Origin of the sequence: Leptospira sarikeiensis (assembly GCF_004769615.1) — a bacterium.
GTDB lineage: Bacteria > Spirochaetota > Leptospiria > Leptospirales > Leptospiraceae > Leptospira_B > Leptospira_B sarikeiensis.
Map to the genome: position 1 here is coordinate 1 of NZ_RQGF01000043.1, position 13669 is coordinate 13669.

Genomic DNA, 13669 nt, shown 5'->3' on the forward strand with positions numbered 1-13669 from the left:
AATGGAAATCCGCGATCTTAATTACTTCCGCATTTCATATGGAAAGATCTCTTTTAGTATTCTCAAATACTGGGATCAAGATCCATCCTTGGCCTACTGACTATAGGTCGAGAGTAAAAATCCTAACAATAGATGATTTTATTCCTTCTTCCCAGAGCTTGGAGAATACTAGCATTGCATGGAAGGAAAGGATCGGGCTTTTCGTTTACGGGTTTAGGGAGAGTATTTCCACTTTTCTTCCCCTCCGTATCCGATATCCTTGGTCTAAGGACTGGAATTAAACATAAATATGAACATAAAATTTACTGTGCTTGCAAGTATAATCGGACTGTCCTTGGGTTCGATCGCATTCTTCTCATCAAAAGAAACCTCTTATACTCTATTGGATGCTTCTGATCTGGCTGCAAATCCTGCTAAATACGAACCGGACGATCTTCTAAGAGTAAGAGGTTTTGTAAAATTAGGCTCTGTAGTTAGAGAAGGAAAAACAGCCAAGTTTGTTCTCCAACTAAACGAAAAAGAAGTTCCAGTTTTTTTTACAGGGGCTACATTATTACCTGACGCATTTAAAGAGGGCACAAGAGCCAGAGTGGACGGTGTCTGGAAAAACGGTGTTTTAGTCGCAGATAAAGTAGAAGCTAAATGCGCTTCAAAATACGAAGCGGGTTATAAGGAAGAAGACGGAAAAGAATATTAATATTATAATTTCATAATGGTAGAATCCTTGCGAATAGTTCGGATTTTTTTGTTCCAAGTTTAAACTAAGGTCCCAATTTTTAAAAAAGTAAAACAATGAACGATTTAGGCGCTGTTTGTCTCATATCCTCCTTTTCCATCCTATTATTCTCGATTGTCCAAACCAGTTACGGAATCTTTAAGAATGACACCAGGGCCTTAGAACTTGGCCGCTATACATTGATGGCCAATTTTGCGGTCATCCTTCTCGCATTTATTGTGTTGGTTGTCCAACTTATGAGAACGGATCTATCCAACTATTATGTTGCGATGCATTCGAGCCAACATTTACCTTTATTCTACAAGATCACTTCCGTATGGTCCGGATCTTCAGGCTCTCTTCTCTTTTGGAATTTATTATTATCAGGATTCACTTTTACAGTTCTCTGGCAAACCAGAGATCTTTTGAATGAAAGAATTCCAGTCATGAATCTTTCCCTGGGAGTGATCGCGTGTTTCTTCTCCTTTTTAGCGATCTTCTTTCCGGACGCGCAACCTTTTAGAGAATTCCAACCTGCGGCTGTTGCAGGAAGAGGTTTAAATCCTTTATTACAACACTGGGCGATGATCATCCATCCTCCGATCCTCTATGTGGGTTACGTAAGTTTTGCGATACCTTTTGCGATCGCGGCTTCCGCTCTTATTACAGGACAACTTTCCGAAAACTGGTTTAGATTCGTAAGAAGATGGAGTATCTTCTCCTGGTTCTTTTTAGGCACAGGGATCTTACTTGGATCCAAGTGGGCTTACGAAGAACTTGGCTGGGGCGGTTACTGGGCCTGGGATCCGGTGGAAAACGCAAGCTTAATGCCTTGGCTTCTATCCACTGCATTTCTTCATTCCATGATCATCCAAGAAAGAAGAGGAATGTTAAAATTTTGGAATATGCTTTTGATCATACTAGCATTCCATTTTTGCCTTCTCGGGACCTGGATCACTCGAAGTGGGGTTTTGGAAGGACCACATTCCTTTTCCAAATCTAGCATAGGAACACCTTTCATAGTATTTATCGGAGTAAGTTTCGTTTTCTACTTAGGAATACTGATATATAGAAAAGAGAAACTAAAACCGGAAAGAAATTTAGAAGCGATCACATCCAAAGAAGGAAGTTTCTTACTGAATAATTTCCTTTTGGTGATCGCAACTCTCTCCATTCTACTGGGAGTATTCTCTCCTTTATTATCCGGAGTGGAATATAAGGCTCCTTGGTTCAACTCCTGGGGAGTTCCTGCAGGGATCCTACTTATTCTTTTAATGGGAGCAGCGCCTCTTCTTGCCTGGAGAAAGGGAGCGGATAAGATCTTTTTTACTACATTATTCAAACCTCTACTCGCAGGTGTGATCGGTGCCGGACTTTATATTCTATATTACACCAAAAATTTCTCCATCAGTGATTATAGTTTAGGAGATGTGTTGGGAGAAGTTTATAGCGTTCTTACAGTCGGGCTCGCTATTTTTACGATAGCCGGTATAGTTCAAGAATACCATAGCGGCATTAAGGCGAGAAGAGCTGCTATTCCTAACGAGAATTATTTCCAAGCCGGTTTCAGAATGCTTCTGAAGAATAAAAGAAGATACGGCGGCTATCTTGTGCATTTGTCCATGGTAATCCTATTCATAGGCCTTGCGGGAAATGCATTCAAACAAAACACTTCCGTTAAATTTTTCTATTTCCTCAGATTTTCCCCAACAAATGAGCTAATCTATACGAGCGATGATACAGCAATTCTTGGAGATTATACGATCGGAGCAAACACTCTAAAGATCAAACCGATCGTAAACGGGGATCCCGAAGCCGGAGTCAATCATAGAAACGTAATTGTTTCTCACGAAGCTACCTTCGAAGTCAAAAGACAGCTGAAAGAATTCGATACGATGGTGACCGAACGTAGGTATTATCCTCAGATCTCACATCTTAGCGGGGATTTCGAGACTCATATTCCTACAAGTGAACCTTCTATCTCTTCCACACCGAAAGAAGATCTATATATTCAATTGGGTGCGATAGAACATGCGGATCTTTCCGATGAGAATCCTGATCTACCTGGAATGTTCTTGGATTTCTTTTTTACAAGAGATCCTGCGATCAAAGCAGCTAAGTATCTGAGATTTCCGAATCAAATCGTAGCAAACTTAGAAGTGTGGATCAACCCTCTTGTAAAATTCATCTGGGCAGGTTCCTTGATGTTCTTTTTATCCGGATTATTGATCCTTTTACCGATCGGAGAAGATAAAAAATGAGATCTACTTTTTCTAAGTTCCCAAAGATCCTACTTATACTTCTTTCATTCTTTGTTTGGACGAGTGCGATCTATTCGGATTCCACATTTACGAATCTAACGGATCCTGAACAAATTCGCAGCTTCCATAATGTTACCGAAAGGATCCGTTGTATCTGTATTCCTTCTATCGCGATCAAAAGTTGTTCCTTCAATAATTGCACAGTTTCTGCTAAACTAAAATTGTTTATCGAGAATAGGATCCGTGCAGGAGAATCTGCAGATGTGATCGTAGACAAAATGATCCACGGTTTCGGCCCGGAAGTAGAATCAGATCCGGTCATTGCAAAATTTATAGAAACCGGAAACCAAGGGATGGCTCAAGGAGTGATCATGGGATTCGGACCGGATATATTGGCAAAACCGGACTCTTCCTGGATAGACTTTAGCATCGCAGTAGCCGCGGCGTTGGGAATATTACTTATTTATTTATATCTCAAGAAAAGAACCGTTCCGAAAGCTGCGATCGCTACTGAGATAGAACACGATTCCTCCTTTAATAAATATATCTCCGAGATAGAGGAAAAACAGAAATAATGGATTATTTATTAATTTTCTTTTATATAGTTTTAGTAGGGATTATCGCCTCCCCTTTCGTTTATGTAAGCATGTTCGCTAAGCAGATCCCGTTCGAGACAAATCCGGAAAGTTCCGAATTATTCGATAGAAGAGATGTTCTATTAGATAACTTGAAAGATCTAAAAATAGAATTCGATACCGGAAAATTGACTGAGCCTGAATTTAAATCCATCTCTTCCGGACTCGTGAAAGAATTGGAAGACCAAGACAAAAAGATTAGCTCGGGCGCTGCGAGCCAAGTAACTGCATCAGAATCCAAACCACAGTTAGGAGGAAAGTTCTGTCATAACTGTGGATTTAAAATAGAAATTTTTGGAGCAAAGTTCTGCCCGGAATGCGGGACCAAACTACAGGCCTAAAAGAAGATCTGATCTTAAGAATGTCTTTTGCGGAGTTCTTCCACTATATCCGCGAAAGACAGGCCCCTCTCCACTAATAATACCTGTAAATGAAAGAGTAAATCTGCGGATTCATGAGTGAGTTCTTTTTTGTCGGCATTTTTTGCCGCAATAATGACTTCCCCAGCTTCTTCCCCTACCTTTTTCAAGATACGGTCTACTCCGCCTCTAAAGAGGTCCGCAGTATAAGATTTTTCTGGGAGTTCCTCTTTTCTTTTTTTAAGGATTTGCTCTAACTGAAGCAGAAAGTCCATCATTACCACCGAAGATACTTCGAATATCCGGGCCTGTTCGTACGGGTAAACAAAAAATTCCGCAATTTCTGCGTTTCCTTTAAAACGAAACGCGGAAAAAAAGGTCGAAGAGAATAGGCTCATGCTTCATTTTTTAAAGATCCCCTTTTTCATCCTACTCATCAGTCTTTCTTTCCCCGTATCCGCCGAAGTATGGGAAACTTCCGTAGAGACCGCCTTTCAAAAAGCGAAAAAGGAAGGTAAACCGATCTTCATAGATGTATATGCGGATTGGTGTGGTTACTGCAAAACCCTAAAGAAAGAAATTTATCCTAAAAAAGAAGTCCGAAAAGAAATGTCCAAATTCGTATTATTATCTTTGGACGGAGATCGTTTTCCAAATTTAAAGAAGAAGTATAGCGTAACAGGTTATCCCACTCTATTATTTTTGGATAAGAACGGAAGCTTAACTGAAAAGATCGCAGGAATGCCGGACCATAAAATGGTCATTAGAACATTACAGTCCGCTTATTTAAAACGAGATAAAGAAGTGGTATTACTTGGAGAATTAGAGAAGGATCCGGAAAATAATCTGCTCCTTCTAAAAATCGGCGAGTATTATTACGAAGCAAGAGATTATAAAAAATCTGCGGATTTCTTTTATAGATCCTTTGCTTCCGAAGATCCCAGAACTCCTGAGAACAGGCATAAGGCATTATTCAATCTGGGATTAAGTTTTTCCGAATTGAAGAACTGGGAGAAAACGATCAAAACGTTTTCATTATATTTGGATAAGTTCCCTACAGGTCGTGCAAAGGCTGCCTATTATTATAGAGGAGATGCACATAAGGCTTTGGGAAATAAAAAAGAAGCGACTGAAGATCTGAAAAAAGCCCTGGAGCTCAGCACGGATCCCGAAGAGAAAAAAGAGATCCAGGACTTATTAAACCAAATTTAAAAATTAAACCGGTTTTTTACCGATGGAAAGATATTTAAATCCTTCCTTCTTCATATGATCCGGACGATACTGATTTCTACCGTCAAAGATCACATGGCCTTTCATTAGTTTTTTCATTCTCGAAAAATCAGGCTCTCTGAACTCTCTCCATTCGGTCAAAAGGAGAAGTGCATCCGCATCCTGAAGAGCTTCATAAGCGTCTTTAGAATATTCGATCTTACCTTTAAAATAATGTTCGGAAGTTTCTTTCGCAACAGGATCGAACGCTTTGATCTTAGCACCTTCTTCATGCAGCTTTAATAATAAAGGAATGGAAGGAGCTTCTCTCATATCGTCCGTGCCTGGCTTGAATGCAAGACCCCAAACTGCGAAAGTTTTGCCCTTGATCTGATCTTTTCCGAAAAAATTCTCTATCTTAGTATATAAACGGACCTTTTGGTCTTCGTTTACATTTTCAACTTCTTTGATGATCCTCAAAGAAGAAGAAAAGTTTTCCGAAGTCCTAATAAGAGCCCTAACGTCTTTAGGAAAACAAGAACCGCCGTATCCGATCCCTGCGTATAAGAATTGGCGACCGATCCTTGAATCGGTTCCCATCCCTTTTCTTACGTCTTCATAATCCGCGCCAACCGATTCGCATAAGTTCGCGATCTCGTTTGCGAAAGAAATTTTTGTAGCTAGGAATGCATTACACGCGTATTTAGTTAGCTCTGCGGAAACTGTTCCCATTTTGATGATCGGATTTCCGTTCAATACGAAAGGCGCATATAATTGAGCTACAAGCTCGCCAGCCTTCTCGCTATCCGCCCCGATAACTACCCTTTCAGGTTTCATAAAGTCATCAATCGCAGCGCCTTCTTTTAGGAACTCCGGATTGGAAACCACATCGAATTCATGTTTTGTATTTTTAGAAATGATCTCTTTTACTTTTGCAGCAGTGCCCACCGGAACAGTGGATTTATCTACGATCACCTTGTAACCGTTGAGAGATTTTCCGATTTGTTCCGCGACTGCATAAACTGCACTTAGGTCGGCAGATCCGTCGTCGGATGTAGGAGTTCCTACAGCGATAAATATAAGTTCGGAACTTTCGACTCCCTCTTGGATGGAAGTACTGAAACCGAGTCTGTTTTCCTTATGGTTACTTAAAACCAATTCAGATAAACCAGGCTCATAAATAGGAATGATCCCTTTTTTTAAGTCCTCAATTTTTTTAGAGTCCTTATCCACACAGATCACATGATTTCCATATTCAGCGAAGGAAGCTCCGGCCACAAGACCTACATAACCGCTTCCAATTACGCAAACTTTCATACGGAAACCAGAATCCTTGCTATGGGAAGACTGGGAAGGAATTTATCCTGAAAAATCCCCTTTTTTCGCCTCTACTTTTACAGGGATCCAAGCTGCTCCTTCGAATTTAGGGATATCCAATCTTTCCAATTCAAATTGAATAATCCCGTCTTTCCAAAGATAGGAACCCTCCGCATGACTCTCTCCCGAATGTAATGCGATTCCTAGGGAATACTTGCCCGTGGATAAATTCATGGGAAAACGAAAATTTATCTCCACGACATCCTTAGGTTTTATATTTTTCTGACGACCGCCTATATGAAAGGTATTCGTTCCGAAGACCCGTATCCCTCTATGGTCGTCGATATGAAAACCAACAGTTAGATCATCCAATTGTGTCCGAAATGATGTCTTAACTTTTAATAAAATTTCCGCGCCGACCGGAAGGATTGCAGGATTCGTTTTGCCCGCATAAACGACTTCCACATCCAAAGATTCCACTAAAGAATCCCGATCTTCAATCTTAGTATTTCCTTCTAAGGAAGAAGAAGCGATGATCTGCATGTATTTCCTAAATCCGTCGATCGGATCCCCGTCAAAGACCAGTTTCCCTTTTTCTAATACTAGCAAACGAGTGCAGACCGATTTTAATAATTCTAGATCATGACTTACGATCAATGTCAAAGTCCCCTCTTCGGAAAACTTTCTAAATCGATTTAAACTTTTCTGTTGGAAACTTGCATCACCTACAGCTAATGCCTCGTCCACGATCAAAATATCAGGACGTTTTGCCGTAGCCAAAGCGAATCCTAATCTCATCGTCATTCCGGAAGAATAATTTTTTAGAGGACTCTTTCTAAATTCCGATAAGCCCGAAAACTGAAAAATTTCCTCGGAAGATTTTGCCAATTCTTCCGGATCTAATCCCCAAACGAGACCGTTATAGTATAAGTTTTCTTCTCCGGATAATTCCGGATTAAATCCTACACCAAGCTCCAGGATAGAACGAACCGTTCCTTTCTTCTCCAACTTACCTGAATCAGGCTTGGAAACCCCTGTTAATAATTTCAATAATGTGGATTTTCCAGCACCATTTCTACCGATGATACCGATCACTTGGCCTTTTTCAGCGGAGAAAGAAATACCATCCAGAGCCTTATACTTAACATCCAAGCCCAAATACCCGAAGGTCAAAGCGCTCAGTAAACGATTCCAAGGTTTACTATATCCTTGGTACGTTTTAGAAATATTTTCGATCTTAATCAAAGATGATCCAACACTACTTGGTTTAGTTTAGCCCGACTCAAAATAAAGATCCCTAAAAAAATGATAAGGAAGGGTAAGAAGTCTATAAAAACAGCTTTAGATTCGTATCCCACCAATAACGCCGAACGAAAAAGTTCCAGAGGGAAGAAAAATGGATTCCATACATTCAATTTCCCTAATGTACCTTTGGATTCGTAAACGATGGGAAGTCCCCAAAATAAAAATTGGGTCAATAATCTGACCAAAGGAGAAATATCCCTGAGAATTATATTTACCCTCGCCAAATAATTTTGAAGAAAAGATAAAAAAAGTCCCGCGCAAAAAATACAGAAAAAAGAAAGAGGAAAACTCCAAATTCCCAATTTACCTGCCCAACCTAAAAATAAAAAGATAGGGATAGAAGTGATCAGCCAATGAAGTAAAAATTGAACGAAGGGGATCCATAGAAAAATTTCAGGACCTAAAGGAGATCTTTTGATCAATTGCCTATTGTCCGTTAAGATCCCAGTTCCTCTGATCAAATATTCCTGTAAAGGGATCCAAAAGAGTAAGCCGCTAAGTACATTAGAAAAATATTCTATAGAATTTTCTCCTTGAGAACGAATTCCCAAAAAGTAAAACACAACGGTATAGATCAGGATCAAACTGACATTTTGTAGGAACATCCAGGTCAAACCGAGAGCGGAACCTGCATATTGTAGAGCGTAATCTCTCCTAACAAGGACGAGTAAGATCCTGAGATTACGAAAAAATGCAAAAGAGGTCACTAAAACAACCTGGGGATCAATTCTAAGAGGAGAAGGGCTTAATTCTCGTCTAGTCGAGTAGATTGTTTGCAGGAAAAGATCCCGTCAATTCCAAAAATCCAGTGATCCAAGAGCTCCACATCCAAATTAGCAAGAAGCTCCTTTAGATTTAAATACACTTCCCAATCCTCTTGGCTTGGAAAGCAGATCATTCCTGGATGATTATGAGCAAGTATAGCCTGGGAAGCCTCGTCGTTCAGTATGATCCTTACTAAATCTCTAGGTAGGACTCCTACTTCTTCCAAACTACCTTTGGAAACAATTTCTACTCTGAGAAGATTACCTGCAGGAGAGATTGTAGCTAAAACAAAACATTCTCTTTTTAAAGGGGAAAATAAGGACTGTAGATAGGTGGAAAGTGTTTGAGGATCATAACCTGCCATTTGGATGGATTTGTACTTCATCCGTTTTGCCAGCTCGATAGAAGCCATCAGAATCGAGGACTTGGTCTTTCCCAAACCATGAATATGAAAATTTCTGGAAATATCGGCGGAGAGAAGTCCTCCCAAACCTTGGGATGCTTTTAAAATATCCCGGCTTAGATCTTCGACAGGAAGTCCCTTGCTACCCTTACCTAAAAGAACGGCAATCAGCTCCCAGTCTTCTAGGCTCTGTGCATCGTGAAAGATACGAGTCCTAGGATCTTGGCCTGAGCCCCAGCGCTCAGCCAAGATTAGATTTTTCTCAAGTTCTTCTTACTCAGATCGGAAAGGGTCTCAGAGAACCAATTTCCGTCCTGAACCAAATCTCCTTGGAAAGACTCTTCTAAATAATCGGCGAAGGTTTTAGAGTTCGGTTCAGAAGAACGAACTTTTTCCCTCCAATCGAATCCTGCTCCCGCGAGACCTTTGCGGTTTCTCTCGTAAGCCCCTGAATCTTGTAGAGATCGAATCATCATAAACTTTCTCTCCCTGTCTTTAGTTAGACGACATAAATTTGATTTTTCACACCAATAATCTACTAAACGGTTATTTATATACTATACGAATTTATAGATACCGTCAAGCGTTTACTGTATTTTTTCAGGGAAATTCCCGAATTTCGATTCCGGAATCACCCTTTCAATAAATTCCATTCTACTCCTGGCCCGGACAAATTTCGGCCCTACCTTCTGAATTTTCAAAAAAATCCCAAAAATCGCCACCAACCTCTCTTCTTTCAGACCCGTCTTGGGAATGAGGTTCCTTCATTTACTCCTTTTTCTTCTACTTGCAGACCCGATTTTCGGGAAAGGCCAATCCATTCCCGCAGAGATCTGGTTAAAACCTTGGTGGGTTGGCGGAGAAGTTTCCGTTTTTGGAATATTCGGATCGGAAGAAAAGTCTAGAGCCGGAGTCAGTTTCCAGATCCCGATCAGGATCGAACCAAAAGAAGAATATAGGCTTCAGTACATCCGAACAGCTAGAGATTCCCAAAGAGAATTTTTTGAAATCCTTTCTCTTGGATACAAGGTAAGCCTAAATTCAGACTTCGGCTTTCAGGCACAGCTAGGAGGAGAAACCTCAGGCTACACTTCTTACTTTGGCGCTTTAGGATTTTATACTTCTAAAACAAGCTGGGATCTATTCGGCAGAAAAAATCAGGAAGAGAATTCATTCGGTATCTTGGTCCGTTCTTTACCGAACGATCAATATCGGATCAGTTTAGGTTACGAAAGAATTCGATCCGATCTTTTTGATCCTGAAGATAAATTCTCTATCGGAGTTTATTGGAGCTGGGAAAAACTTTTAGGTCAGATCCAGATCTTAGAAGGAGAAGGATCTCCAATCGGTACCGCGGGTCTCGGAGTTTCTCCTTTTATAAGATCCGAAACAAAAGTAGAAGACACCCCCACTACCATCCAAAGACCAAAACCAAAAGAAATATTTCCAATCTTAAAAGAAGAAGAGATCCTTCGTTTAGGATTTTCCCTGCAAGAGGCATTTCTTATCTCCAGTTTATCCAAAGGAGAGAGTGAAAAATTTCGCGAATACATAGAAGGACTTTCTGAGCCAAAGAGGAAAAAACTTAGAGGACTGATCTATTCCAAGAGGAGCTTGAAATGAAACGGCTCCTCTGGATCCTATTTGTTTTTCCGAATATACTTTTCTCGGAAAGTCTACCTTCTCCTTTTTCAATGGGAGTTTCTTTTTCAGGTTATGATTCTAGATTTTATACTAAACGGCAGGAAACGATCTGGATCAGAACTGATCTTTGTCTGAAATACCCGATCTTATTCGAATCATTTCCTGAATGTTCCAAACATAAATTCTTTTTGGAAAAACGTGGAGAAACATTTTTAGGATCTTATTTATACGAGGATCAGAGAATTTATCTTTCTTACGGGAACCGTTTCCGTCCTTTACAACATTTTTTCTTTCTGAGAGAAACATTCGATTTCTCCTCTTTTTGGTTTTTAGAACAACCGACTGTTAGGACCGGATTCTTGGGTATAAAGATAGGAGAAAGTATGTTCGGTTCCTATTACGCAGAAAATTCCGCGAAGAAGCAGCCAGGCTTCTTCTTTAAACCTTATAAAAATTATTTGGAATTCGCATATTCTCCGGAAACTAAGGAAGGTTTTTTTCTTTTAGAATTTCCTTCTTCCGAAGAAAGAAAATCGGAAACAAAACCATATTGGTTCAGAACTGAAATTTATGGAACAAAAGCGGATCCCCAAGGGATCTTCTCCGCATCTTGGTCGGATAGAGAAAAAGATCGCAGAATATTTTTTTCAGGATTCCGAGGAAGAGCAGGACAATTATTCAATCTATCCGATAGCAGAGAACCGGAAGAAAGAGCCGAACTTTTCAGATTTGTATGGGAACCGGGGCTTTACCAAAGATTCCAATTTGCAGAATCGGATCTTTATTCATCCGATGGAAAAAGGTCTTATTCTGCAAAATCCATTTTAGGAAGAATTTCTATTTTAGAATTTCCTTGGATAGCAGTGTTAGCTCAATTGAGAACATATTCTTTTTCGGAAACATCCGAGTGGATCTGGGGGCGAGGATTATATCTTTCTTATCAGAAAAGATTTTGGAAATGGGAGATCGGACAAGAATGGAGAAAAAACGGAGATAGATTAACCGAAGCAGGGATCCAACTATCGATCGGCAAGGAGTGGAAAATTTATTCCAGCTTAGTGTATGCGGATGAAAGAAATCTGTTACCTTCCTTTGCAGAAGAGTCAATCACTCCGGAAGAAACAGGATTAGTAGTAAATGATAAGGCTTTTTATTCTTTTTTACGGATCTTTCATCCATACTTTGCGATCCATATCCGCCACACTAGAGAAAAAGAAAGTTCTGGTGACGGATTAAGTGTTCGATTTCAGGTATATTTGCCTGTGTTGGAGTGAAGTCGGACTTAATCCAACTTCACCCTTAGTTCTTGGATTATATGAATGAGGAAGGTCAATAATCCGGAGAATATATAAAGACAGATCAAACCGTAAACAAGCCAAGGCCAACGTTGGAAACCTACAAAGAATAAGGCAACCAAAGCGGCACCTAACATCAAACCCGCCTTCAAAGGAGTTAATGTAGAACGGATCGCTGCTTGAGGTTTTCCATAACGAATATTAGAAACCATTAAAAAAGCGATTAGAATGAAAAGTGGGATCCCGACCCAATGAGGAAGAGTATGATCTTTTCCTAAGAAGATAGGAAGAAAACCGATCGTGATCCCGGCAATTGGAGAAGGTAGTCCTGTAAAAGAAGAAGGATCGTGAGCGACATTAAACCTTGCGAGACGATACGCGGCACAAGCAGGAAAAACGGCAGCGATCAACATTCCGATCGGGAAAAGATCCTCTTTTCCGAATACGTCTATCTTATACTCACCCAGAACCATATTATAAAAAAGGAATCCTGGTGCGATACCGAAAGCGGTGAGATCTGCAAGACTGTCCAGGTCCGCTCCTAACTCACTCGTAGCATCAAGCGCTCTTGCGACCATTCCGTCTAAGCCGTCGCAGATTGCAGCGAGCAGAATAAAAAATCCGGATAGGATGTAAGATTGGGGACCATTCCCCGTTGCTTCGGAAGCGATGAGTATGGAAACAAATCCCATACTCAAGTTTCCGAGAGTGATCATATTTGGAATCCAATGTAGCTTGCGATTCATATATAGGTCTCCTGCCTAACCGGACTTACGGTAAAGTCCAAACTCTTAGAATATCCCTGCTGAAACAGATAATAACCGAGGGTCGCAACCATAGCGCCATTATCCGTGCAGTAGATCTTTTTTTGGGGAGAAAAAAATTCCAGGGAATTTTTTTTCGCGAATCCGGATAATCTAGCTCGAAGAGTAGAATTTGCCAAAACTCCCCCTCCGGCCACGATCCTTTTAATCCCGGTTATAGAGACCGCACGTTTTAAATTTCTTTCCACAAGTTCGAATGCGGTCTTTTGGAAATGATAACATACCGCAGGAACGGAAAGGTCCGGTTGTTTAGCGATCAAATGAGAAACCGCCGTTTTTAAACCTGAAAAGGAAAACGCAACCCTATCCTGTTCCAAATTTCTAAGCAATGGAGGCAGAAGATCTTTTTCTTTGGGAGAAGGATTGTATTTAGAGGCTTCTTTTTCGATAGGAGGTCCACCTGGATAAGGTAAGGATAATAGACCTGCAACCTTATCAAAAGCTTCTCCTAAAGCATCGTCCATTGTGTCTCCCACAACTTCCATCTTACCAAAATGTGGGATCTTATAAATGGCCGAGTTTCCACCGGAAAGAAGAAGGCCTAATACCGGGAAGACCGGTTCCACTCCTTCCAACTGTAGTACGGCAAAATGTGCCTGCAAATGACAAAGAGGAACAATCGGAGTTCCATGTATTGCATGGATCGATCGAGCCAATTGAGCTCCGATCATCAAGGAACCAGTTAAGCCGGGAGAACGGGTCACCGCTACATAGTCCAGATCGGATAATTTCAATTTAGATTCTTCCAGAACTTCCGAAAGCAAAGGATTTATCTTTTCCAAATGTGCTCGGGAAGCGATCTCCGGAACAATCCCTCTGAAAGGTTTATGCAAATCGATTTGGCTAAAAATTTTCAGGGAAAGTAATTCTTTCCCGTCTTTTACTATACCTAAACTGGTTTCGTCGCAGCTAGTCTCTATCCCAAGACCGATCATAA

16 protein-coding genes are annotated in these 13669 nt (G+C 40.5%); 8 read left to right on the forward strand and 8 right to left on the reverse strand.

Annotated features, from left to right (window positions below):
* From EHQ64_RS19405 to EHQ64_RS19425, 5 genes are all read left to right on the forward strand, one after another.
* A partial coding sequence (locus EHQ64_RS19405) for a YdcF family protein (protein WP_135651465.1) occupies positions 1–281 on the forward strand: 281 nt, incomplete at its 5' end.
* Between the two features lie 8 nt (positions 282–289).
* Positions 290–697, forward strand: a complete 408-nt coding sequence (locus EHQ64_RS19410) for a cytochrome c maturation protein CcmE domain-containing protein (RefSeq protein WP_135651466.1) — start codon at positions 290–292, stop codon at positions 695–697.
* Positions 698–792: 95 nt separating this feature from the next.
* Positions 793–2976, forward strand: a complete 2184-nt coding sequence (locus EHQ64_RS19415) for a heme lyase CcmF/NrfE family subunit (protein ID WP_135651467.1) — start codon at positions 793–795, stop codon at positions 2974–2976.
* Complete coding sequence (locus EHQ64_RS19420; protein WP_135651468.1) at positions 2973–3551, forward strand: cytochrome c-type biogenesis protein CcmH; 579 nt, start codon at positions 2973–2975, stop codon at positions 3549–3551. Before EHQ64_RS19415 ends, EHQ64_RS19420 begins: the two co-directional genes overlap by 4 nt.
* Positions 3551–3952: a zinc ribbon domain-containing protein gene (locus EHQ64_RS19425; RefSeq protein ID WP_135651469.1), complete on the forward strand. Its 402-nt coding sequence runs from the start codon at positions 3551–3553 to the stop codon at positions 3950–3952. Before EHQ64_RS19420 ends, EHQ64_RS19425 begins: the two co-directional genes overlap by 1 nt.
* 14 nt (positions 3953–3966) lie before the next feature.
* Here the strand turns inward: EHQ64_RS19425 and hisE are convergent, their stop codons facing one another.
* On the reverse strand, positions 3967–4245 hold the full coding sequence (gene hisE, locus EHQ64_RS19430) for a phosphoribosyl-ATP diphosphatase (protein ID WP_135651598.1): 279 nt from the start codon (positions 4243–4245) through the stop codon (positions 3967–3969).
* Positions 4246–4366: 121 nt separating this feature from the next.
* Between hisE and EHQ64_RS19435 the strand changes: the two genes are divergently transcribed.
* Entirely contained in the window at positions 4367–5182 is an 816-nt protein-coding gene (locus EHQ64_RS19435) for a thioredoxin family protein (protein ID WP_135651470.1), read from the forward strand.
* A gap of 3 nt (positions 5183–5185) precedes the next feature.
* Here EHQ64_RS19435 and EHQ64_RS19440 read toward each other — a convergent pair whose 3' ends face one another.
* The 5 genes from EHQ64_RS19440 to EHQ64_RS19460 are packed head-to-tail and all read right to left on the reverse strand — an operon-like array spanning position 5186 to position 9445.
* Positions 5186–6496, reverse strand: coding sequence for a UDP-glucose dehydrogenase family protein (locus tag EHQ64_RS19440; RefSeq protein ID WP_135651471.1), 1311 nt, complete (start codon positions 6494–6496; stop codon positions 5186–5188).
* Between the two features lie 42 nt (positions 6497–6538).
* On the reverse strand, positions 6539–7741 hold the full coding sequence (locus tag EHQ64_RS19445) for an ABC transporter ATP-binding protein (RefSeq protein WP_135651472.1): 1203 nt from the start codon (positions 7739–7741) through the stop codon (positions 6539–6541).
* Positions 7738–8508, reverse strand: coding sequence for an ABC transporter permease (locus tag EHQ64_RS19450; RefSeq protein ID WP_135651473.1), 771 nt, complete (start codon positions 8506–8508; stop codon positions 7738–7740). Before EHQ64_RS19450 ends, EHQ64_RS19445 begins: the two co-directional genes overlap by 4 nt.
* Positions 8509–8546: 38 nt before the next feature.
* Complete coding sequence (locus EHQ64_RS19455; RefSeq protein WP_135651474.1) at positions 8547–9218, reverse strand: JAB domain-containing protein; 672 nt, start codon at positions 9216–9218, stop codon at positions 8547–8549.
* 2 nt (positions 9219–9220) lie between these two features.
* Positions 9221–9445: an LIC12298 family protein gene (locus tag EHQ64_RS19460; RefSeq protein ID WP_135651475.1), complete on the reverse strand. Its 225-nt coding sequence runs from the start codon at positions 9443–9445 to the stop codon at positions 9221–9223.
* A 277-nt stretch (positions 9446–9722) separates the two neighbouring features.
* On the opposite strand from EHQ64_RS19460, the gene EHQ64_RS19465 reads away from it, so the two are divergent.
* Both EHQ64_RS19465 and EHQ64_RS19470 read left to right on the forward strand, forming a co-directional pair.
* Positions 9723–10592, forward strand: coding sequence for a hypothetical protein (locus EHQ64_RS19465; protein ID WP_135651476.1), 870 nt, complete (start codon positions 9723–9725; stop codon positions 10590–10592).
* Positions 10589–11887: a hypothetical protein gene (locus EHQ64_RS19470; RefSeq protein ID WP_135651477.1), complete on the forward strand. Its 1299-nt coding sequence runs from the start codon at positions 10589–10591 to the stop codon at positions 11885–11887. Before EHQ64_RS19465 ends, EHQ64_RS19470 begins: the two co-directional genes overlap by 4 nt.
* Before the next feature lie 8 nt (positions 11888–11895).
* Here EHQ64_RS19470 and pssA read toward each other — a convergent pair whose 3' ends face one another.
* Both pssA and tsaD read right to left on the reverse strand, forming a co-directional pair.
* The gene (gene pssA / locus EHQ64_RS19475; RefSeq protein ID WP_135651478.1) at positions 11896–12654 is read right to left on the reverse strand and encodes a CDP-diacylglycerol--serine O-phosphatidyltransferase; all 759 of its coding nucleotides are present in this window, start codon (positions 12652–12654) and stop codon (positions 11896–11898) included.
* Entirely contained in the window at positions 12651–13667 is a 1017-nt protein-coding gene (gene tsaD / locus EHQ64_RS19480; RefSeq protein ID WP_135651479.1) for a tRNA (adenosine(37)-N6)-threonylcarbamoyltransferase complex transferase subunit TsaD, read from the reverse strand. Before tsaD ends, pssA begins: the two co-directional genes overlap by 4 nt.
* Between the last annotated feature and the right edge of the window lie 2 nt (positions 13668–13669).

Coding starts and splice junctions, on each gene's coding strand:
- EHQ64_RS19410 (WP_135651466.1), top strand. CDS start 290: ATGAACATAAAATTTACTGTGCTTGCAAGTATAATCGGACTGTCCTTG.
- EHQ64_RS19415 (WP_135651467.1), top strand. CDS start 793: ATGAACGATTTAGGCGCTGTTTGTCTCATATCCTCCTTTTCCATCCTA.
- EHQ64_RS19420 (WP_135651468.1), top strand. CDS start 2,973: ATGAGATCTACTTTTTCTAAGTTCCCAAAGATCCTACTTATACTTCTT.
- EHQ64_RS19425 (WP_135651469.1), top strand. CDS start 3,551: ATGGATTATTTATTAATTTTCTTTTATATAGTTTTAGTAGGGATTATC.
- hisE (WP_135651598.1), bottom strand. CDS start 4,245: ATGGACTTTCTGCTTCAGTTAGAGCAAATCCTTAAAAAAAGAAAAGAG.
- EHQ64_RS19435 (WP_135651470.1), top strand. CDS start 4,367: ATGCTTCATTTTTTAAAGATCCCCTTTTTCATCCTACTCATCAGTCTT.
- EHQ64_RS19440 (WP_135651471.1), bottom strand. CDS start 6,496: ATGAAAGTTTGCGTAATTGGAAGCGGTTATGTAGGTCTTGTGGCCGGA.
- EHQ64_RS19460 (WP_135651475.1), bottom strand. CDS start 9,445: ATGATGATTCGATCTCTACAAGATTCAGGGGCTTACGAGAGAAACCGC.
- EHQ64_RS19465 (WP_135651476.1), top strand. CDS start 9,723: ATGAGGTTCCTTCATTTACTCCTTTTTCTTCTACTTGCAGACCCGATT.
- EHQ64_RS19470 (WP_135651477.1), top strand. CDS start 10,589: ATGAAACGGCTCCTCTGGATCCTATTTGTTTTTCCGAATATACTTTTC.
- pssA (WP_135651478.1), bottom strand. CDS start 12,654: ATGAATCGCAAGCTACATTGGATTCCAAATATGATCACTCTCGGAAAC.
- tsaD (WP_135651479.1), bottom strand. CDS start 13,667: ATGATCGGTCTTGGGATAGAGACTAGCTGCGACGAAACCAGTTTAGGT.